Annotated in this window: 17 protein-coding genes and 1 pseudogene; 11 read left to right on the forward strand and 7 right to left on the reverse strand. The window is 70.3% G+C overall.

Annotation, left to right across the window (positions count from 1 at the left end):
- Window positions 1-22 precede the first annotated feature (22 nt).
- Complete coding sequence (locus ACQCX5_RS14090; RefSeq protein WP_434542678.1) at window positions 23-1,207, forward strand: 5-(carboxyamino)imidazole ribonucleotide synthase; 1,185 nt, start codon at window positions 23-25, stop codon at window positions 1,205-1,207.
- Window positions 1,200-1,706, forward strand: a complete 507-nt coding sequence (gene purE, locus ACQCX5_RS14095; RefSeq protein ID WP_434542679.1) for a 5-(carboxyamino)imidazole ribonucleotide mutase — start codon at window positions 1,200-1,202, stop codon at window positions 1,704-1,706. Before ACQCX5_RS14090 ends, purE begins: the two co-directional genes overlap by 8 nt.
- Window positions 1,707-1,724: 18 nt before the next feature.
- On the opposite strand, the gene ACQCX5_RS14100 is transcribed toward purE, so the two are convergent.
- From ACQCX5_RS14100 to ACQCX5_RS14110, 3 genes and pseudogenes are all read right to left on the reverse strand, one after another.
- Complete coding sequence (locus ACQCX5_RS14100) at window positions 1,725-2,912, reverse strand: LCP family protein (RefSeq protein WP_434542746.1); 1,188 nt, start codon at window positions 2,910-2,912, stop codon at window positions 1,725-1,727.
- Window positions 2,909-3,244 (reverse strand): hypothetical protein, encoded by a 336-nt coding sequence (locus ACQCX5_RS14105; RefSeq protein ID WP_434542747.1) that lies wholly within the window; start codon window positions 3,242-3,244, stop codon window positions 2,909-2,911. Before ACQCX5_RS14105 ends, ACQCX5_RS14100 begins: the two co-directional genes overlap by 4 nt.
- A gap of 94 nt (window positions 3,245-3,338) precedes the next feature.
- Window positions 3,339-3,992, reverse strand: a pseudogene (locus ACQCX5_RS14110) (hypothetical protein); the annotation flags it as partial.
- A gap of 67 nt (window positions 3,993-4,059) precedes the next feature.
- Here ACQCX5_RS14110 and ACQCX5_RS14115 point away from each other — a divergent pair.
- The gene (locus ACQCX5_RS14115) at window positions 4,060-5,628 is read left to right on the forward strand and encodes an LCP family protein (protein WP_434542680.1); all 1,569 of its coding nucleotides are present in this window, start codon (window positions 4,060-4,062) and stop codon (window positions 5,626-5,628) included.
- Window positions 5,629-5,679: 51 nt separating this feature from the next.
- Here the strand turns inward: ACQCX5_RS14115 and ACQCX5_RS14120 are convergent, their stop codons facing one another.
- The gene (locus ACQCX5_RS14120; RefSeq protein ID WP_434542681.1) at window positions 5,680-8,292 is read right to left on the reverse strand and encodes a sigma-70 family RNA polymerase sigma factor; all 2,613 of its coding nucleotides are present in this window, start codon (window positions 8,290-8,292) and stop codon (window positions 5,680-5,682) included.
- Window positions 8,293-8,475: 183 nt separating this feature from the next.
- On the opposite strand from ACQCX5_RS14120, the gene ACQCX5_RS14125 reads away from it, so the two are divergent.
- The gene (locus tag ACQCX5_RS14125) at window positions 8,476-9,681 is read left to right on the forward strand and encodes an HNH endonuclease (protein ID WP_434542682.1); all 1,206 of its coding nucleotides are present in this window, start codon (window positions 8,476-8,478) and stop codon (window positions 9,679-9,681) included.
- 19 nt (window positions 9,682-9,700) lie between these two features.
- Window positions 9,701-10,762 (forward strand): glycosyltransferase family 2 protein, encoded by a 1,062-nt coding sequence (locus ACQCX5_RS14130; protein ID WP_434542683.1) that lies wholly within the window; start codon window positions 9,701-9,703, stop codon window positions 10,760-10,762.
- On the opposite strand, the gene ACQCX5_RS14135 is transcribed toward ACQCX5_RS14130, so the two are convergent.
- Window positions 10,759-11,514: a TIGR03089 family protein gene (locus ACQCX5_RS14135; RefSeq protein ID WP_434542684.1), complete on the reverse strand. Its 756-nt coding sequence runs from the start codon at window positions 11,512-11,514 to the stop codon at window positions 10,759-10,761. The two genes, ACQCX5_RS14130 and ACQCX5_RS14135, sit on opposite strands and share 4 nt — an antisense overlap.
- Before the next feature lie 33 nt (window positions 11,515-11,547).
- Between ACQCX5_RS14135 and ACQCX5_RS14140 the strand changes: the two genes are divergently transcribed.
- From ACQCX5_RS14140 to ACQCX5_RS14160, 5 genes are all read left to right on the forward strand, one after another.
- Window positions 11,548-12,627 carry a mannose-1-phosphate guanylyltransferase gene (locus ACQCX5_RS14140; protein WP_434542685.1) on the forward strand — a complete coding sequence of 360 codons (1,080 nt, stop codon included), beginning with the start codon at window positions 11,548-11,550 and terminating at the stop codon, window positions 12,625-12,627.
- Window positions 12,628-12,692: 65 nt separating this feature from the next.
- Window positions 12,693-13,421: a hypothetical protein gene (locus tag ACQCX5_RS14145; RefSeq protein WP_434542686.1), complete on the forward strand. Its 729-nt coding sequence runs from the start codon at window positions 12,693-12,695 to the stop codon at window positions 13,419-13,421.
- A 111-nt stretch (window positions 13,422-13,532) separates the two neighbouring features.
- Window positions 13,533-13,790, forward strand: coding sequence for a WhiB family transcriptional regulator (locus ACQCX5_RS14150; protein WP_434542687.1), 258 nt, complete (start codon window positions 13,533-13,535; stop codon window positions 13,788-13,790).
- 24 nt (window positions 13,791-13,814) lie between these two features.
- Window positions 13,815-16,979 (forward strand): glycosyltransferase, encoded by a 3,165-nt coding sequence (locus tag ACQCX5_RS14155; RefSeq protein WP_434542688.1) that lies wholly within the window; start codon window positions 13,815-13,817, stop codon window positions 16,977-16,979.
- Window positions 16,976-18,244 carry a DUF5719 family protein gene (locus ACQCX5_RS14160; RefSeq protein WP_434542689.1) on the forward strand — a complete coding sequence of 423 codons (1,269 nt, stop codon included), beginning with the start codon at window positions 16,976-16,978 and terminating at the stop codon, window positions 18,242-18,244. Before ACQCX5_RS14155 ends, ACQCX5_RS14160 begins: the two co-directional genes overlap by 4 nt.
- On the opposite strand, the gene ACQCX5_RS14165 is transcribed toward ACQCX5_RS14160, so the two are convergent.
- On the reverse strand, window positions 18,245-18,670 hold the full coding sequence (locus ACQCX5_RS14165; RefSeq protein WP_434542690.1) for a metallopeptidase family protein: 426 nt from the start codon (window positions 18,668-18,670) through the stop codon (window positions 18,245-18,247).
- 9 nt (window positions 18,671-18,679) lie between these two features.
- Window positions 18,680-19,057, reverse strand: a complete 378-nt coding sequence (locus ACQCX5_RS14170) for a DUF3499 family protein (protein WP_434542691.1) — start codon at window positions 19,055-19,057, stop codon at window positions 18,680-18,682.
- Between the two features lie 79 nt (window positions 19,058-19,136).
- Between ACQCX5_RS14170 and manB the strand changes: the two genes are divergently transcribed.
- On the forward strand, window positions 19,137-20,540 hold the full coding sequence (manB, locus tag ACQCX5_RS14175) for a phosphomannomutase/phosphoglucomutase (RefSeq protein ID WP_434542692.1): 1,404 nt from the start codon (window positions 19,137-19,139) through the stop codon (window positions 20,538-20,540).
- Window positions 20,541-20,545: the final 5 nt, after the last annotated feature.

The following is a 20,545-nucleotide window of genomic DNA, read 5'->3' on the forward strand; positions in this document are numbered from 1 at the left end:
CAGGGCCGGTAGTCTCTCGTCCGTGAACGACACCCCCATCGGACGAAATGGTCGCTACGTCGTCGGCATCATCGGCGGGGGCCAGCTGGCCCGCATGATGCACCAGGCCGCCATCAGTCTGGGCATCACCGTGCGCCTGCTGGCCGAGGGCCCGGACGTGTCGGCCGCGCAGGTCATCGCCGACGTCACGGTCGGCGACTACACCGACCCCGCCACGGTTGAGGCGTTCGCCACCGGCTGCGATGTCATCACGTTCGACCACGAGCACGTGCCGACCACGATCCTGCACCACCTCGAAGAGCGCGGCATCGCCGTACGCCCCGGGCCGGATGCGCTCGTCCACGCCCAGGACAAGGCGATCATGCGGGCCCGGATGGAAGCCATCGGGGCACCCAACCCGACCTGGCGGGTCTGCGCCGACGCCGCCGAGTTGCGGGCATTCGGGGACGAAATCGGCTGGCCGATCATCGCCAAGACCAGCCGCGGCGGCTACGACGGCAAGGGCGTCTGGAAGATCGCCGGCCCCGACGGGGTCGATGAGCCGTTCGAGAACATGAAAGCGGTCTCGGCCGGTGAGCAGGTCGTGATCGTGGCCGAGGAGTTCGTGCCGTTCACCCGCGAACTCTCGGCGCTGGTCGTGCGCAGCCCCTCGGGCCAGGCCGCCGCGTACCCCATTTCTGAGTCGCTGCAGACCGGTGGCATCTGCGTCGAGACGCTGACGCCCGCTCCCGGGCTGTCGGACGAGGCTGCCGTGGCCGCCCAGCAATTGGCGCTGCGCATCGCCCACGAACTGGGCGTGGTGGGCATGCTCGCCGTGGAGCTGATGGAGCGCGCCGACGGCGCGGTGGTCGTCAACGAGCTCGCGATGCGTCCGCACAACACGGGCCACTGGACCATCGACGCGGCCGGCACGAGCCAGTTCGAGAACCACATTCGTGCGGTGCTCGACCTGCCGCTGGGCGAACCCGGGCTGCGGGCCCCGGTCGCGGTGATGGCCAATGTGCTGGGCGGCGACGAGGCCGACCTGACCGGGGCGCTGCTGCACTGCTTTGCCCGCGACCGCGAACTGCGGGCGCACCTGTACGGCAAAGAGGTCAAGCCGGGCCGTAAGGTCGGCCATGTGACGGCCTATGGCGACGACCTCGACGTGGTGCGCCGCCGGGCTGCGCACGCAGCCGGCTACTTGATGGGAGATCGCGATGCGTGAGGACAATCAGAAACGCGTCGGCATCGTCATGGGCTCGGATTCCGACTGGCCCGTGATGGAGGCCGCCGCCGCCGCCCTGGCCGAGTTCGGCATCGGCTACGAGGCCGACGTCGTCAGCGCCCACCGCATGCCGGAGGACATGGTGCGTTACGGCCGCGAGGCCCACACCCGAGGGCTGCGGGTGATCATCGCCGGCGCCGGTGGGGCAGCACACCTGCCCGGCATGCTGGCCGCGCTGACGCCGCTGCCGGTGATCGGCGTGCCGGTGCCGCTGAAGTACCTCGACGGCATGGACTCGCTGCTGTCGATCGTGCAGATGCCTGCCGGGGTGCCGGTGGCCACGGTCTCGATCGGCAATGCCCGCAATGCCGGGTTGCTGGCGGTGCGCATGCTGGCCTCGGGTGACCCTGAGCTGACCCAGAAGGTGCTCGACTTCCAGGCCTCGCTGCGTGATGTGGCCCTGGCCAAGGGCGAGGCGGTGCGGGCGTTCAACCCGTGAACCAGCCAGGGCCTCGTCCTATTTGACGAACTGCTCGATGCCGGCGCTGTTGCCCGATTTCACGATCGTGAACAGCTCCAGTGCCTTCTCCGTGTCCCAGAGCATGGACGAACCCGCGCTGGTGGTGGCGTTCGCGTTGGCGATGGGCACCATCAGCTGGTAGCCCCCGCCGCCCGAGACGGTCACGAATGCCCGGCCGGCGTCGGCGACGTCGAGCATCGACGTGCCCTGGTCGCGCACCAGCAGCTGGCCGGCCACCGAGTTCATCTGCCACCACGTCGGCGGCCACAGGGTGCGCGGTGACAGTGCCTTGTCGGCCACTTTGCCGATGACCTCTCGCTGGCGCGCCATGCGGCCGATGTCGCCGGTCGGGTCGGCCTTGCGCATGCGCACATAGGCCAATGCGTCGACGCCGTCGAACTGCTGGCAGCCGGCGGGGAAGTCCGCGTGGGAGTCCTTGTCCTTCATGGGCTTGTCCAGGCAGACCTCGATGCCGCCGACGGCGTCAACCATCTCGGCGAACCCGACCATGCCGACCTGCAGGTACTCGTCGACCCGCACGCCGGTGACCTGCTCGACGGTCTGCACCAGCAGCTTGGGCCCGCCGAAGGCATACGCGGCATTGAGCTTGTTGCGGCCGTGCCCCGGGATCGGCACGTAGGAGTCGCGCGGCAGGCTGATCAGTGCCGGCTTGCCGGTTTCGGGAATGAACAGCATCAGGATCGTGTCGGTGCGGGCACCCTCGGTGGTGCCGGTGCCGTACTTGGCCTGCTGTTCGGGCGTCAGGTTTTCGCGGGAGTCGCTGCCGACCAGCAGCACCACCTTGCCGGGCTGCTCGGCCGGGCGCTCACCAGCAGGCATGGCGTCGATCTTGCTGGCCACCCCGAAGTGGTAGACCGGCGTGGCCACCATGAACACGATGTAGGCGAGCACCAGGCCCAGGATGAGGCGTCCCAGCAGGAACCCCCGACGACGACGTGGACGACGCCCGCGCGGGGTCGGTGCGGCTGGGGGAGCGGCTGGCGGTGGGGTGTACTGCGGGGCCTTGTACTGCGGGGCGCCCTGGTACGGCGGCTGGTTGCCCGCCCTGGGCTCGTCCATGAACGCGGGCATCACCTGCGTCGGCTCGTGGGCCGGCGGGGGTGTGGCCTGCTCGCGGCGGTAGAGCCAGTCGAGGTCAGCCTTGTCGTCGTTCGGGTCGCTCACGCGTCCAAGGGTACGTGGGGCCGGGGGACCAGGGCCCGGGCGCGCCGCTGCGCCGCGGGGGCGATGACGCGTCCGGAGCGATGCAGCCACCGGGCACACGCGATCGTGAAGCAGGTGATCACCACGACAGTGACCAGGCTGGCCTCGATGCCGAAGCCGCCGCCGGACAGCAGCACGGGGCCGTGCGGGTGGCTGAGCAGGACGCTCGGGCTGTCCGCCGTGGCGCCAGAGACGACCGAACCAAAAATCGGGCCCTGCAGCGTGTTCCACGCGGCGTGGATGCCGATCACCAGCGCCAGGTTGCGGGTGGCGGCATAGACGATGCCGAACATGAGCCCGGCCTCGATGGCACAAGGTGGCGTCGGGGTTGATCAGGTGCACGGCGCCGAAGAGCACGCCGCTGGCGGCGACCGAGCCCCAGGTGCCCAACCAGCGTTCCAGCAGGCGGAAGACCACGCCGCGGAAGATGATCTCTTCAGAGACGCCGGCGACCAGGCCGACTTGCACCACCAGCGGCGCCAGCCCGGCCATCTCGGGGTTCGGGCCGTCGAAGACCCGCAGGCCGAAGACCGTGAGCAGCCCGGTGCAGACCACCATCATCGCCGTGCCGACCAACAGCCCCACCCAGGTGCCGTGCAGCGCGCGCCGGGGCAGCAGTTCGAACGGGGCAGGCAGGCGCCGCTCGACGGCCAGCATCGCGACGTAGCCGCCGAGCGAGCCGACGAGCTGGCCGAGCGCCAGCACCGTGGTGCGGGCCGGGCCCTCGGGCAGGGTGAAGCTGATCGCACCCCCGATGAGCGCCCCGATCAGCAGCACGCCGACGAACGCGATCCAACTGAGGTGGGTGCGGGCAGCGCCGAGGCTGCGTGGGTGGTCGGCGCTGAGGCCGTCGGCGGGTCGCAGGGCTGGTGCAAGCAGTGGGTCTCTGAGGTTCATGGTGTGACGCTTTCGTACGCCCAGCCCCGTTGGCCAGAGCAGCGGCCGACAATCAGGGTCGGCCCCGGGATGCATGGGGGTCGATCGGCCCACTGAAGCCGGCCACGGCGTGCCGTGCCCAGCCCTGGCCGTGTTGGCACACATACTGGATCAACGTCCTTTCTGCCTCGCCGACCGTGAGGTGCTTCCCCAGCCGGAAAGGCCATTCGTTGTGTCCCAGTCGTTGAAAGCCGCCGCGTCACAAGCTGTCGCCGACGCGCGCCGGCGTCGTCCACGCCCCGAGGTGGCGGCCCAACCTGCCGCCGACCGCGCCGAGCAGGTGGCGTTCCGCCGCGGCGTCGGCATGCTGTTGGCGACCCTGCTGCTGCCCGGTTCGGCGCAGCTGCAGGCCGGCAACAAGACGGTCGGCCGGGTGGCGCTGCGCACCTGGGGGGTGGTCATCGGGCTGGTGGTGCTGGCGCTGGTCGTCGGGCTCATCTCGCGTGGTGCGTTGGTGACCGTGCTTGCCAGCGGCGTCTTCTACAAGTTGATGCAGCCGGTGCTGGTGGCGCTGGCGATCGGCTGGGCGCTGCTGCTGCTCGATGCGTGGCGGCTCTCACAGCCCTTGCGGATGCCGCAGCGCAGTCGCCTGGGGTTCGGCGTGGCATCGCTCGGGCTGGCGGTCTGCGTGGCCTGGGCGGGCATCGGGCTGGGCTCGGCCGCCCATGCGCAGGGTGAGCTGCTGGGCAAGGTGCTGGGCGGGGGTGGCATTTCCAAGCCGCATGCGGGCCGCTACAACGTGCTGATGCTCGGGGCTGATTCGGGGGCTGACCGGGTGGGGCTTCGTCCGGACTCGATCATGGTCGCCTCGGTGGCGGCCGACACGGGCCGTGCGGTCATGTTCAGCCTGCCCCGCAACCTCGAGGGGGCGAGGTTCCCCGAGGGCAGCCCGCTGCGCGACCTGTACCCGGATGGGTACGAGTGCCCCGACCACTCATGCATGCTGAACGCGGTCTACACACTCGGGCAGCAGCACAAGGACCTCTACCCGGGTGTCGAGGACCCGGGGTTGCAGGCAATGCGCGAGGTGGTCACCGAACTGCTGGGGCTGCCGATCAACTACACGGTCATGGTCGACCTGCAGGGCTTCACGGCAGTCATCGACGCGGTGGGTGGCATCACCATGGACGTCGGCAGGCGCGTGCCCATCGGCGGCGGCACCTCGCCGATCACCGGCTGGATCGAGCCGGGCAAGGGCAAGAAGCTGGACGGCTACCACGCGCTGTGGTTCGCGCGCTCCCGGACGGGGGCCAGCGACTATGAGCGCATGCTGCGCCAGAAGTGCGTGGTCAATGCCATGCTGCAACAGCTCGACCCCGTGACCGTGCTGACCAAGTTCAACGACATCGCGGCCGCCGGGGGCAATGTGGCGTTCACCGATGTGCCGTCCAAGGATGTCAACAAACTGGCCACCCTGGCGCTGAAAACGCGGGCGCTGCCGATGAAGTCGATCTCGTTCACCCCGCCGCTGCTGTACCCGGGCAACCCGAAGCTCGAGGTCATTCGTGACACGGTGAAGACGACGATCGCGCAGTCGCGGGCGTTGGACGACGGCGCCGGGCAGCCGACGACGGCACCGGCGACGACCGCGGCACCGAAGACCGCAGCTACGGCGACGCCGAGCAGGGCGGCGAGCAGGGCGGCGAGCAAGGCGCCGGTGGCGACGCCGACGTCGCAGCCCACGAATGACGCCACGCCCGCGCCGCAGAACGAGGACCTCGGGGCGGTGTGCTCGGTCTGAGCCGGGTTGGTCTGAGCCGGGTTGGGCGGCGGCAGGCGTCGGCTGTAGACGTCAACGTGCGGCGCGGCGGGGCTTCCGGGCGGGTGTGCGTGGGGCGGGTGTGCCCTGCACCGTGCGCTGGGCCCGGCGGGGCGGTGCCGGTCGGGGGCCGATGAACCGCTCCTCGGCGAGTTCGAGCGTTCGCTTCTCGATCTGCCGGATGCGTTCGCGGGTGACCCCGAGCCGTTGCCCGATCACGTCGAGGGTCTCGGGTTGCCCGGTCAGCAGGCCATGACGGGCCCTGAGCACGAAGGCACCCTTGGGGTCCTCATGATCGAGCACGGCCATGACGGTCTCATAGCGTTCGCGCAGGTGCAGTGCCTCGATGATCTCGTCGGCGGTGGTGGGTCCATCGCCGAGGATGTCGTGCATGACGACGGAATCGTCCAGTTGTTCCTGGAGGGCCTGGGAGCTGATGATCGGTTGGGAGAGGGCTGCGGCGCGCTTCAGGTCGTCCCGACTCACGTTGAGTGCTTCGATGCCCTGCGGGTGGCGGATCAGGAGTTCGGACCAGGTCAGGTCGGCCGTGCGCCGGAACCGGTTGATGGTCGCCATGGCCTCATGGAAGTGGACCGGGACGCGGATGGTGCTGCCCTGGTCGGCGATGGCGCGGGTGATGGACTGCTTGATCCACCACGTCGCGTAGGTCGAGAACTTGTTGCCGATGCGGTAGTCAAACTTCTGCAGGGCGCGGATCAGGCCCAGGTTCCCTTCCTGGATGCGGTCGAGAAGTTCCAGGCCGCAGGTCGGGGGATACCGTTTGGCCAGGCTGACCACGAGCCGCAGGTTCGCGCAGACGAATTGCTCGCGGGCCTCGGCACCGTCGCGGGCGATGGCCTGCAGGCGCGCACGCGGAAAGCGGGCGTCGTCGGCGGCCAGCAGGTGTTCCGCGTACAGGCCTGCCTCGATGGCTTTGGCGAGTTCGACCTCCTGCTCAGCCGTCAGCAATGGGAAGCGGGCGATTTCCTGCAGGTACTGCTTCACGGGGTCGTCCGTCAGCGCCGCATCGCCGAGCTGGGGCAGGGGCTCGGCGTCACCTTCCTGCGCTGCGATCGCGGGGGCATTTTGTTGCCGTCGAACCTTCGGGGTAGTGACATCGGCTGGGGCTGGGGGCGCCACCGCGACGTCCGGGGTGCGGAACTCGCTCGCAATCGTGGCCGCAGCCTCGGTCGTACCGACGCCGAGAAACGCCAGGAGCCGCTCGTGGTCCGACTCGTCGGCAAGGTTGAACCGGGCCGTGGCCCGGGCATGCGGCAGGCATTCGCCGTAGAAGTCGGGAACCTGGTCGCGGGCGAACGGGTCCTCGACCGTGTCCGTCGCGTACAGCACGACGAAACGGGCGACCTTGTCGGGGCGCTTGCGCAGCACCCGGCCGAGCCGCTGGATCATCTGGCGTTTGCTGCGGTTCGAGGCGAGCGTGATTCCAAGGTCGGCTTCGGGGACGTCCACGCCCTCGTCCAGGATGCGCGGGGCGGCGAGCGCGCGCACCGAACCGTCCCGGAACAGGTCGATGCGTTCCTCGCGATCCTCCTTGTCCAATTCCCCGTGGACGGCGGCGGCGGTGCAGCCCTGCTGCTGCAGCACCTCGGCCGCCTGGGTGCTCGACGACTGGGTCTGGGTGAAGACGATGGTGCCCGAGGACGCCTCGATCGCCGGGGTCAGGCTGGCGAGGGCGACGCGTTTGACGGTGGTTTCAGCCAGGAGCGCTTTGCGCCGCGAGAACCGGGCCATGTATCGGCGGGCAAGGCGGACCCCACGGTTGCCGGTCGGGCCGTCGGCGAGGTTGCTGACGGCGGCAAGGAACTTCTGCACGGGGTCAGCGACGATGCCGTGGTTGAGCACCAGGTAGCCACGTGTTTCGCGCAATTCCTGGGTCAGGGTGTCGTACTCGGCCCGCTCAGCGGGGGTCAGCGGCACCCCCACCTGGGCGAACGTGAACGGTGCGATGAGGTCATCGGCGAGTGCTTGGCCATAGCCCAGGTCATGCACAACGCCCCCGAAGTACGCGGCGAGGATCTCGTCGCCGTCATCGCCACGGTGCAACGTGGCCGACAGGCCGAGGCGCCAGTCAAAGCCCGGCCGCAGGGCCAGCGAGAACTGCTCGGCCCCGTAGCGATGGCATTCGTCGGCCACGAGCAGGGCAGTCTCGCCGGGCGCCAGCGGGGAGCGTCGGCTCGCGGACTGCACGGTGGTGACCAGCACCTGCCATCCCCGACCCGCGCGAATCGCGTCGACGACGTCGACGCCGGGCAGCAGTTCAGTGATCGTGGCGACCCATTGCCGTGCCAGGACCAGGGATGGGACCATCACCACCGCGCGTCGTCCCGCGGCCAGGGCTTCGGCGACAGCGGCCACGCCGACGCGCGTCTTGCCGGCGCCGGTCACCGCCTGGACCACGCCGCGTCGATCCGCTGCCTGCCAGGATTCCAACGCGGCCGACTGCCAGCGGTAGAGGTCGACGGTGGGTGGGGGTGGTGCGCTTGCCCGGGCGCTCTGGGCCCACGAGCGCTTCGCCTGCAGGGCTTCGAGGTGTGCCATCGTGGCCGCGATGTCGGCATCCAACTTCGCCAGCGCTGCCCCGGCGGGCAGCCCGGGCCCCGCGGGCCGGGCAATGTGTGGGTTCATGAAGCATCCTCGTCGAGCCATCCATCGGTGGACGGTCCATCGGTGGAGGGTGATGCAGCAAACGCTAGCTGCCCCCACTGACAAAACTTCATGACGTCCTTCTGCGGACTGATATCGAAAACTCGTCCGAAAAATCTCGCATGAGGCCTTGTCTGTGCTATCGAACGAACGTACGATTGACTCATGGATGCGACAGAGTGGACCCGGCTCACCCGGGCAGCCGGAAACCTGGCTGGGCAACTGGCCCAGGTGCAGGCCGAGCTTGTCGCGCTCACGGCCGAGATCCTCGAGACCCACGGGTGGGCCGGTGATGGCGTCCGCTCGCCTGAACACTGGTTGCAGGTCTACACCGGGCTGTCGCTCACGCAGGCCCGTGAACTGGTGCGGGTGGCCGAGCGCGGCGAGGGTCTCGCGCCCGTCACCGAGATGATGGCCGAGGGTCGGTTGACGCTCGACCAGGCTGCGCTGGTCGCGGCCCACGTGCCCGACAACTCGGTCGCCGAGGTGGCGAAGCTGGCCGAGGCCGTCACGGTCACGCAGCTGCGCAGGGTGACCTCGCGCTATCCCTTTGACCGCGAGCAACCGCCCCACGAAGAGCCGCGTCGCAAACCCGAGCAGGTCGAGGCCACGCTGACCATGGGCGTGCGCAACGGCCGGTTCGAGCTGCGGTTCAGCGCCGACCCGCTGCAGGGGGCGCTCGTCGAACAGGCCTTCCGCGAGGCGAAGGACGCCCTGTTCACCGCGGGCCATGCTGCAGCCACCCTGGCTGACGGTTTCATCGAGGTCGCGTCCCGATCGTTGGCGGCCGTCGTGTCGACCTCGCGGCGCGACCAGTACCGCGTGCAGTTGCACCTGTCGACCGATGGGTCGGGTTGGCTCGGTGGTGGTGGTCACGTGCCGCCGGTGCTGATGGACCGCTTCGTGTGCGACGGTGCCGTGCGCCCCGTCTGGCTCACCGAGGGTGTGCCGGTGGCCGTCGGTCGCTCCCAGCGGATCGTCCCCGACCGCACCCGTCGGCTGGTCGAGGATCGTGACCAGGGCTGCCGGTTCCCCGGCTGTGCGGCGACGGGCTTCCTCGAGAACCACCACATCATCCCGTGGAGCCAGGGCGGGCCCACGGACCCGCAGAACCTGGTCTCACTGTGCCCGCACCACCACCGCGTCCACCACCTCGGCGACTTCGCCATCAGCGGTGACCCTTCCACGCCGGACGGGCTCGAGTTCACCGATCGCGGCGGCTGGGTGCTCGGCCGGGTCTTCGAGCCGCCGGACCCACCCATCAGACCCCTGCCCCTGCGGCAGGTCGAACTGGGTCACCGGCTCGACATGGGATCAGTGTGGTTCGCCAGCGCGGAACCCCAGCATGTGATGGCGGGACAGTATGGATGAGCCTGTCATGATGGTCAGCATGCACACCACCACCCGTCCCCGGATCAACGTCCTGGACCCCGTCAGCGTGATCATGCCGGTGCGCAACGAGGAAAGGCACCTGGAGACGTCGGTGCAAGGTGTGCTTGACCAGGCCTACCCCGGTGAGCTCGAGATCCTGCTGTCGGTGGGGCCAAGCCACGACCGGACCATCCAGATCGCTGAGCGGCTGGCTGCTGACAACCCGCACATTCGGGTGATCCACAACCCGAGCGGGACTACGCCGGACGCGCTCAACCTCGCGATCGCGGCGAGCCGATTCCCCGTGATCGTGCGGGTGGACGCGCACGGCGAGCTGACCCCCGGTTACATCGAGACGGCCGTCGAGCTGCTGCATGCCACGGACGCCGCCAACGTCGGTGGGCGCATGGATGCACAGGGCTCGACCAGCTTTGAGAAGGCCGTCGCCCTGGCCTACAACTCCCGGCTTGGGCTCGGCGGCGGCGGGTTCCACCTGGCCGAAACACCCCAGGGGCCGGCCGAGACCGTGTTCCTCGGCAGCTTCCGGCGTGATGCGCTGATCGCGGTCGGCGGCTACGACCCAGACCTGCTGCGCGCCCAGGACTGGGAACTCAACATGCGGCTGCGGCAGGCGGGTGAGAAGGTCATCTACTCCCCGAAGCTGTCAGTGACCTACCGGCCGCGCAGCACGGTGCGGGCGCTGGCCAGGCAGTTCTTCGCCACGGGGCGGTGGCGCCGTGAAGTCATCCGCCGCCACCCCGAGACAGCCAGCCTGCGATACCTCGCCCCGCCGCTCGCGGTCAGTGGCATCGGGGTCGGCATCGGGCTGGCCGTGGCGCCCCGGGTGCCGACGTGGTTGCGGGTGGTCGGGTTGATGGCACCGCTGGGCTACGCCGCGGTGGTCGGCATCGGCAGCCAGGTGCGGCTCGAGGGTGCTGAGGGGCAACACGTGGACGCGCCCACCCGGGCATGGCTGCCTGTGGTGCTCGCCGTGATGCACATGTGCTGGGGGGCCGGGTTCCTGCGGGGGCTGGCGCCGCATGAGCGTCACCGCACCGACGCTGCGCCCCGTCCGAGCTAGGGCGTTACGGCCTTCTCGGCCGCCGCAATTGCCGCGAGGCGTGCCGGGTCGATCGTGCCTTCGACGACGACGGCCGAACCACCGCCGGCAAGGGGGCCGAGCAACGCGTGGGTGATGATCGTCCACGGATCGAGGCCGTGGGTCGACACCAGCACCCGCCTGCTGTCGCCGCCGGCGGAGCCTGCGGCCGCGACCAGTTCCGCGTGCGTCCTCGTGCCCGCGTCGTCATGCCAGGCGGGGTCGTCCGGGTCGGGCAGTAGCGCGGGGGTGTGCACGTCGGGCTGGGCGAGCACCTCGTGGTAGTCGACGAGTCCCTTCGCCAGCGTGTCGAAGCCCCCGCCGAGCGGGTCGAGTGAGCAGGCAACGGTGTCGACGCCGGGCAGCGGGCGCGGCGAATCCGGTCCGATGACGGCGACGTCGACGGCCTGCACCCGGCGCGCCTCGACGGCCCGCACCTCACCGCCCAGCTGCCAGGTGGCGGCGGCCCACACCAGCGAGACCCAGTGGCCGGCGCGGTCGTGCAGCAGCGGGGCACCCACCACCGGTGCGTCGTCCCAGCCCAGGTCGCCCAGCAGGTTCACGGTCTTGTCGACCCAGTTGGCGAACGTGACCGCGCTCAGTTCGACGCGTTCGCCACCGGGGCCGTACCAGACGACCAGGGGACGGGCGCCGTCATCGCGGCGACGGTGTTCGAGCCAGTGTCCGACCGAGGCCGGCGACGACGAGTGTGACCGAGGGGCGCGCAACTGCATGAGGTCAGACTAGGCGGGCGATAGGGTCGGCTCATGCGCTACGTGCTGATCATGGCTGGTGGGTCGGGCAAGCGGTTGTGGCCGCTGTCGCGCCAGGGCGAGCCCAAGCAGTTGCTGAACCTCATCGAGGACAAGAGCCTGCTGCGGATCGCGTTCGAACGCATCCAGGGCTTCGTGCCCGAGGGCAACGTCGTGGTGTGCACCGGGGCCGCCTATTCCGACATCGTCGCCGCGCAGCTGCCCGAGGTGCCGGACGAGAACCTGCTGGGGGAACCTGAGGGCCGTGACTCGCTCAATGCCGTCGCGTGGGCGGCGGCGGTCATCGCGCGCCGCGACCCGGATGCCGTGATGGCCGTGCTGACCGCCGACCACATCATGGACCCGGTCGAGACGTTCCGCGAGCGGTTGGACGAGGGCTTCCGCCTCGCCGAGGCGCATGCGGACTCGTTCGTGACCTTCGGTGTCGTGCCGACCAGCCCGCAGACGGGTTTCGGCTACCTGCACCGCGGCGAGCCAATCGTGGGGTTCGACCACGCGTGCGTCGTGAAGGAGTTCAAGGAGAAGCCGGACCTCGCCACCGCAGAGGCCTACCTGGCCACTGGTGAGTACTGGTGGAACTCCGGCATGTTCGTCTGGCGCGCCGACACCTTCCTGTCAACGCTGCAGCAGCTGCAGCCGCGTTCATTCAGTCTCGTCAGCGAGTTGGCCGACCACCCCGACCGGCTGGCCACGATCTTTCCGAGGCTGCCGAAGATCTCGGTGGACTACGCCATCATGGAACCGGTCAGCGCAGGCGCGGTCGATGGACGCGTGATCGCGGTCGAACTGCCGATCCGTTGGCACGATGTGGGTTCGTTCCTGGCGCTCGCGGGCCAGTTGGACCACGACGCTGACGGCAATGCCGCGACCGGGGCCACTGTCAGCCTGGACGCCGCCAACAACCTGCTGATCAACCGGGCGGGGGCAGAACATGTGCTGGCGGTCGCCGACATTGACCACATGGCCGTGATCACCACACCGCACGCCACGCTGGTGATCCCGCTCGACCAGTCCGAGCGGGTCAAGGAACTGGTCGCCCGCGTCGTCGCCGCCCACGGCGAGCGGCACGGCTGAGCGCGCAGACGGCACTGACCCGCGTCGCACCTAGAGTGACGCGCGACCAACAGAAGGGGACACCCATGGACATCGTGGAGAAGAACAGGGAGCTCGTGGCCTGGGTGGCGTTGGGCAGCGCAACGCTGCTGCTGCTCGGCGGGCTGGTGAACATCATCCACATCAACAACACCTTCAGCAGCGGGGACTTCGGCGATGTGGCGTCGCTCACCGCCGGCAGCTTGCTGAGTCCGGAGGCCCTGATCGCCGCGTCGCTGGCGACCTGGCTCACCTCATGGTGGCGCACCCCCACCAACAATGCGAAGGTCATCGCCCTGATCGGGCTCATCGTGGCCGCCACCAGCACGGTGCTGTACCTGCTGTTCGCCCTGATCGGTCTTGGCGGGGCAGAAGACCTCGGGATCCTCGTCTCACTGCTTCGCCTGATCGGCTTCGCAGCTCTCGGGGCAGTCGCGACGGGCTTCTTCTACGCCACCTGGAAGAAGCTCGCGCCCGCACCGGCAGGCCAGGTTGCCCAGTACCCGGGCGGCCAGCAGCAGGTCCAGCCGTATCCCGGCCAGCAGTACCCGGCGCAGCAGTACCCCGCGCAGCAGTACCCGCCCCAGCAGCCCACCTGGCAGCCTGACCAGGCCTCGGGTGGGGCCTGGCAGCGTGCGGGTGACGCGGCCACCGGTGCCAGTGCCTCCACCTGGGGCGTCCCGGGACAGCAGTCCCAGGGCTGGGCGCCCCCGCAGTCGTCCTGGTCGCCCGAACCGGGTGACGACGGCGAGGGCACGGTGCTGCGTCCCAAGTAGGGCTCCCCGCGGCGTGTCGGGTTGTCATCTCTGAATGTTTCCTGTCTGAACTTGACCGCGAAGAATCACAAGCGTGTAACTTGGAACCAACGCTGGGTCGAGAGGACAAACATGAACGAGTTGCTGATGGTATTCAGCACCGCAGACGAAGGTCTCCTCGCGTGGCAGGAGCAGGCGCTGTGTGCACAGACTGATCCCGAGGCGTTCTTCCCTGAGAAGGGTGGATCGACGCGGGAGGCCAAGAAGGTCTGCGAGACCTGCACTGTGAAGCGAGAGTGCCTTGAGTATGCGCTGGCACATGACGAGCGCTTCGGCATCTGGGGCGGGCTCTCCGAACGGGAGCGCCGGCGTCTCCGCAAGCGGGCCTGATCGGCTGACGGGACGGGATGGCGCGTGACTTCCGGATCCGAGAACGGCGACACCCAGGACCTCTGGGCGTGGGCCCGGGACCCGGACGACCCCGCAGCTCCGGCGGCCCCGAGCTCACGCGTGCGTCCAGAGGACTGGGCGTGGGCGCACGGCCGCGACCCGGAGCCCGTGCCCGAGATCGACCCCCGCCGGGTCGCGGCCGTCATGGTGGTGCACAACGCCGCCGACTGGCTCGAGCGCACCCTGCGGGCGCTGGTCGCGCTTGACCCGAGCCCGGGTCGGCTCATCGCGGTCGACACGGGGTCCATTGACCGTTCCGCGCTGCTCTTGCAGCCCGAGAACACGCTGCACCCGGCGCTCGACGAGGTGCGCGAGCTCGGTCCGGTCGCCGGGTTCGGTGCCGCGGCCTCGAGCGTGGTCGACGACCTTGCCGAGGACTACGACTGGCTCTGGCTGCTGCACGACGACGTCGAGCCGCAGCCCGAGGCGCTGCACCACCTGCTGCTGCGAGCCTCGGCCGATGACCACCCCGACGTACTGTTCCCGAAGCTGCTCGCCCCCCACCGCCGCAACCACCCCGACCAGGTCGTCGAGGTTGGTTCGTCGGTCAGCCGTGGCGCCAGCCGGCACCTGTCGCATGCGCCGGGTGAGATCGACCAGGGCCAGGTCGACGCCACCCGCACGCTCGGCGGCTCCACCGCCGGTATGCTCGTCCGCCGCGCCGTCTGGGACGAACTCGGCGGGCTCGACCCCGCGCTGCCATTGTTCCGCGACGGGCAGGACTTCGGCTGGCGGGCCAACAAGGCCGGACACGTCGTTGTCACCGCGCCAGCGGCTGCCGTGCACCACCGCCAGGAGGGCCGCTTCGGCGAGCGGGACTCCGCGCTGATCGACGGCGGTGCGGCCACCGACCGTCGGCTGGGCATGCGCATGGTCGCCGCCCACGCCGACAAGCCGGCGTCGGCGATCAGGCGCCTGCGCGTCGAATCGGCGATGCGCGGTGTCGGCTACCTGCTGGGCAAGGCGCCGTCCGAGGCCATGGCCGAGTTCCGTGCGGTCGGCAGCATCACCCGCGACGCCTCGACGATCGAGGCCATGCGCTCCAGGCACACACCCGCTGTCGTGCCCGCGGACGAGCTGCTGCCCAGCACGCGCCAGGTCTGGGGCAGCCGCCTCGACCGGCTCACCCACAGCGCGGGGGAGTGGCGCGAGCGCGATGACGACTCCGACACCAGCATCGACGACCTGACCGGCGACGATTTTGTGGGTGGGCGACGCCGCGCCAGGGTCTTCACGGCAGGTCGCGTCTTCGCGCTCGTGCTGGTCGTGGCGGCCCTGCTCAGCTGGCGCCAGTTGTTCGGCCGGGGACGACTGGTCTCGACCAACCTCACCCCCGCCCCCGACGGGTTGACTGCCGCCTGGCAGGCATGGCTGCACCCGATGGCCGGCGAACCCGGCGCGAACCCCGGCTGGCTGGGGCTGACCGCACTCGGGTCGACGTTGACGTTCGGCCAGCCCGAGGTCTTCATCAGGTTGCTGGTGCTGGGGGCGCCGCTGCTGGGGGCACTGTTCGCCTACCGACTGGCCGCGCGACTGATCGGCCCCGGCTGGGTCGCCGTCGCCGTCGCCTCGGTGTGGCCGGCGCTGGCGATGCTGTCAGGGGTCACCTCGCGCGGTTCCGTCTCGGGTGCGCTGCTGGTGGCGCTGCTGCCGTTGACCGCGCTGGCGGGGCTGCGGTGGTTCTCGGCGGACGACGACCAGGGCGCGGGCGGTGACCACCTGCGGGCCCCGGCAGCGCTCGCCCTCTGGCTCGGGATCGCCGCCCAGGGTGAACCGCTGGCTGCCCTGCTCGGGCTTGGCGTCGCCGCGGCCTGGGCCCTCGTCCACCGCCGGGTCGGTGCGGGTGCACTCATCGTCGCACTGGGGCCGCTGCTGATGCTGCTGCCGTGGTCCCGCCGCCTGGCCGCCCACCCGGGGCGCCTCGTGACGGGCAGTGACCCGACAGCTTCACTGCCGTCCGACGGCGGCCCGGCATGGCAGGTGCTGCTCGGCCGGGCCGGCCTTGGGGGGCTGCCCCCGATCGGGGTGTCGATCGGGGCCCTCGTCGGGCTTGCCCTGGTCACCGCGATGGCCGTGCTGCTCGGGCGCAGACGCCTGAGCCCGGTGGTCGTGGCGTGCTTCACCATCCCCGCCTCATTGGCCGTGGTGGTCGCCGCCTGGTCGACCCGCGTATTGGTGCGCATCGACGGCCAGCAGGTGCGGCCCTCGGTCGACCTGTGGCTGCTGCTCGCCGGTGGTCTGGTGATGGTGCTGGCGCTGTTGGCGCTGCGCCCCGTGCACCTGCGCCGCCGTGAGCACCTCACCCAGGGCACGCTGGCCACCGCGCTGGCCGCGGCACTCGTGGGGGCGCTCGGACTGGTCTGGGGCATCGTGGGCCAGTCGTCCTCGCCTCTGCAGGTGCGCCCCGACCCGCTGCCCGCCTATGTCAGCGATGTGCAGTCGTCGACGCGCGCGAGCCGGGCGCTCGTCGTGCAGGTGGACGGCACCTCGCACCGGTGGACCCTGACCGAGCAGGGGCGTCCCGGCTGGGGATCGGGCGAGGCATACCCCGTGCTTGGCTCACCCACACAGGCCACCGGCCTCGCCGGTCTGGCGGCCCGCGTCGCGGGCGGCAGCCCCGGTGACGACCTCGCCGGCCAGCTGTCCGGGTACGCCATCAGCCACCTCGTCGTGCGCGGCGCCGACCAGCAGACGGTGCTCGGCATCTCGAACGCCCCGGGCCTCACGGCCGCCACGCTCGATGCGAACACCACGGTCTGGACGGTCCAGGGCCTGGTCAGCCGGTTGAGCATGACCAACCCGGACGGCACCACCGTCTCGCTGCCGGACGCCCGGGTGGGGCGCGCGGGTGAACTGCGGCTGGCCGAACCCGCCGACGACCGGTGGGTCGTCACTGTCGGCGGCACCGACATCGACATGACCGCGGCCCCGTCGGGGTTTGGACTGACGGGCCAGATGGCGTCCGGGGTGACCGGCGAGGTCGTCTGGCGCACCCGCACCGACTGGGCTGCGGTGATCGGCCACGGGTTGGTGCTGGCTGGGTTGCTGGTGCTCACAGCACCGACGGTGCGCCGCCAGGGTGCCAGGCCGCCGACCCGCAGCCTGGAGACCCCCAGGAGGGGCCAGTGAAAACCATCCTGCGTCGTTTCGGCCCCCTGCTCGCCGTGGTGGGGCCCATGATGCTCGCGTTCGTGCTCGTCGGCATCGCCAGCCTGGTGCCGGCACAACGCCCGCGTCCTGTGCAGGTCGTGCCCACCCAGCCGCTGCGCTCACTGTCCTGCGCCTTCGGCGGGGCCCCCGGCTCATTGATCACCACGGCACCGGATTCGGTGACCACCGACCTGACCGGCGCAGTCGTCGACAACCCCTCGACCAACGGCTCGATCCGGGGCTCGGTGCTGGTCGACCAACGTGCCGTTGGCGTGCTGGCCGCGGGCGTGCGGGCGCAGTCGAGCGCCGGGCTGTCGTGGTCGGAATGCGCGCCGGCCACCACCGGTGGCGCCGTGATCGTGCCCGACCCGGCCACTGCCGAGGTGCTGCTGGTCAATCCCGACAGCCCCGATGCCGGCGTGAACATGTCGCTGAGCGGCCCCTCGGGCGAAATCCAGTCGCCCGGCCTGCGCGGAGTGGTCGTGCCTGGCCGATCGATGGTGCGGGTGCCACTCAACGTGCATGCGCCGGCGGGTTCCCCGGTGACGCTCTCGTACGAGGCGAGCCAGGGCCGGGTGCAGGTCGCCACCCGCACCACGTCGGGGGCTCCCGAACAGGCCGTCACCACCTCGGCCAAGTTGGTCAGCGTGTTCGCCTCGACCCCCGCGGGTGCCAGCCAGACGAGGCTGCTGTTGCACAACCCCAGCGACCAGCGCGTCGAGGCGCGGGTCGAGATGCTGGGCGTCCGTGGCCGGTTCGCGCCACCCAACGGTGAGGTCTCGCTGCAGCCGAACACCACCGTGGCCCTCGACCTGACCCAGACCGTGCAGGGCACTGCCATGGGTGTGGTGGTGACGGGCTCCGACGAACTCGTCGCCATGGTGGCTGCTGTCGTCGGCCCCGACATCGCGTGGGTGCTGCCGCAGCAGCCGGCACACGAACTCACCGATGCCACCCCGGCTGGCACGCTGCAACTCGTGAACCCCTCGGCGCAGGACGTCACCGCCTCGGTCACGATGCACACGCTCGGCGGCACCGGTGGCGGCGCGTTCACGGTGCAGATCCCGGCCGGTGCCAGCGTCGAGCGCTCGATCGTGGCGGGGGAGGTCAACATCAATGCCACCGGCGAGGTCGCGGCAGCCGTGCGGTTGACCGGTTCGGGCGCTGCCGTGAGCAGGGTGCGGCCCCAGGTGCAGGACGTGGCCCCGGCACCGGGCACCCTTGACCCGCAGCTGGGTCAGTAGCTAGTCGTCGTCATCGGCCAGCGGGTCGATCTCGGTGACCGAGCGACCCGTCAGCGCAGCCAGCTGTTCGACGAGCGTGCGGTGCACCAGGATGCGCAGGCCCCGTCGGGTGGCCGACCGGTGTTCCAGTGGACGTCGGTAGACCACGATCCGTGCCGGGAACCCGGCGGTGGCCTCGGTCGCGGCGGCCAGTGGCACACCGCCCCCGGTCGACTGGGACGCCGGCACGTCCTCGACCCCGATGTCGATGCCGACCAGCGCCTCGGGGCAGGACTGCTGCACGCGCGAGATGGCTTCGGAGACCGCGTCGAGGAATGCCTCGCCACGTGTCACCGCCCCCGGGGTGCGCCGGGCCGGGCCCCAGGCCGACGGCTGGGCCAGCGGGCCGCGCAGGCCGCGGGCGTGGCGGTCGCGTCGCTTCACCATGGGGCCAGACTAGCGATCCGCGATCACCTTGAGGTGCCCGCGCTCGGCCAGCACCACCACATTGTCGGCAAACTGGGGGAACTCGGGCGCGGCCGCCGGGGCGGGGTCGTCGTGGCGCAGCCCCACCTCACGGATGGCATCGGCCAGCGCCAGCAGGTCATCTGCCGGGGGTGCGGTGGTCGGCTCGTCGGACTCCGGCAGCCGCAGGACGTCCCAGCCCTGGGGCACCGAGGTGCGCTCGGCATGGGCCCGGCACAGGTCGTAGCTGTTCGGCTCGGGGCTGGGCGCCAGCGGCCCGAGCACCGCGAGCTGGCCGGCGTAGTCGAAGGTCAGTGTGACAACGGCTCGCTGGGCACACGCGGTGCGGGAACAACGACGCCTCATCATCACCCTGTGAGGCTACGACGCACGCGCCGCCAGACCCAACCGCCATGCCGGGTGTGGACGAAATGGCTAGGCTGAACGCGTGATCACCGAAGGCATCTTCAAGGCGAACGACATCCGCGGCGCAGTGCCCGACCAGTGGGACGAGCAAGGTGCCGCCGCTGTCGGCGCCGCCTTCGTCGAACTTGCCGGGCTAGAAGGCAAGAGCTTCGTGATGGGCCGCGACATGCGCCTGCGCGGATGGGACATGTCGAGGGCCTTCGCCGCCGGTGCCGCCAGCCGGGGCGCCCACGTGCTCGACACCGGGCTGGCCAGCACCGACCAGCTCTGGTTCGCGTCGGGCTCACTCGACCTGCCCGGCGTGCAGTTCTCGGCCAGCCACAACCCCGCCCGCGACAACGGCATCAAGTTCTGCCGCGCCGGTGCGCGGCCGGTCGAGTCAGACTTCCTGGCAAGGCTGCGCGAGCGTGCGGTCCAGATCGAGGACGAGTCCGCGGGCGGGATGCCGACCACGCCCCGCGACGGCGACATCGACGAGGTCGACACGCTCACCGACTACGCGAACTACCTGCACCAGCTGGTGCCGCTCGAGGGCCTGCGCCGGCTCAAGGTCGTCATCGATGCCGGCAACGGCATGGCCGGGCACACCGTGGGCCCGGTGCTGGGTGGGGCGAACCTCGACATCATCCCGCTCTTCCTCGACCTCGACGGCAGCTTCCCCAACCACCAGCCCAACCCGCTCGAACCCCAGAACCTCGTCGATGCGCAGGCGGCCGTCCGCGACCATGGCGCCGACCTGGCGCTGGTATTCGACGGCGACGCCGACCGCTGCTTCATCATCGACGAGCGCGGCGTCGTGGTGAGCCCCTCAGCGATCACCGCGCTCATCGCCAAGGCCGAACTCGACCGCGAGCCCGGCGGGGTCATCGTCATCAACACCATCACCAGCGGCACCGTCGCCGACGTGGTCGCCGAGGCCGGTGGCACCACGGTCACCAGTCGCGTGGGGCACACGTTCGTCAAGGCCCTCATGGCCGAACACGACGCGGTCTTCGGCGGTGAACACTCCGCCCACTACTACTTCCGTGAGTTCTGGGGTGCCGACACCGGCATGCTCGCGGCCCTGCATGTGCTGCGCATCCTCGGGCGCCAGGATCGTCCTCTCTCGGAACTCATGCACGACTACGAGCGTTACGCGGCCTCGGGCGAGATCAACTCGCAGGTCGCAGACGCGGGCGCCGTGATGGAAAAAGTGGATGCCGCCTTCATCGGACGCGGCGAGGCCGACTTCACCGACGGCCTCACGGTGCGCGGGCAAGACCCGCAGGGCGGCTTGTGGTGGTTCAACCTGCGCCCGTCGAACACCGAGCCCTACCTGCGTCTCAACGTCGAGGCCGCCGACCCGCAGGTCATGACAGCCGTGCGCGACGACGTGCTCGACCTCGTCCGTGAGAATTCCGACAAGCCGACCCCGACCGAACGCTGAAAGGC

The organism is Aestuariimicrobium sp. G57 (genome assembly GCF_050110855.1).
Classification (GTDB): Bacteria; Actinomycetota; Actinomycetes; order Propionibacteriales; family Propionibacteriaceae; genus Aestuariimicrobium.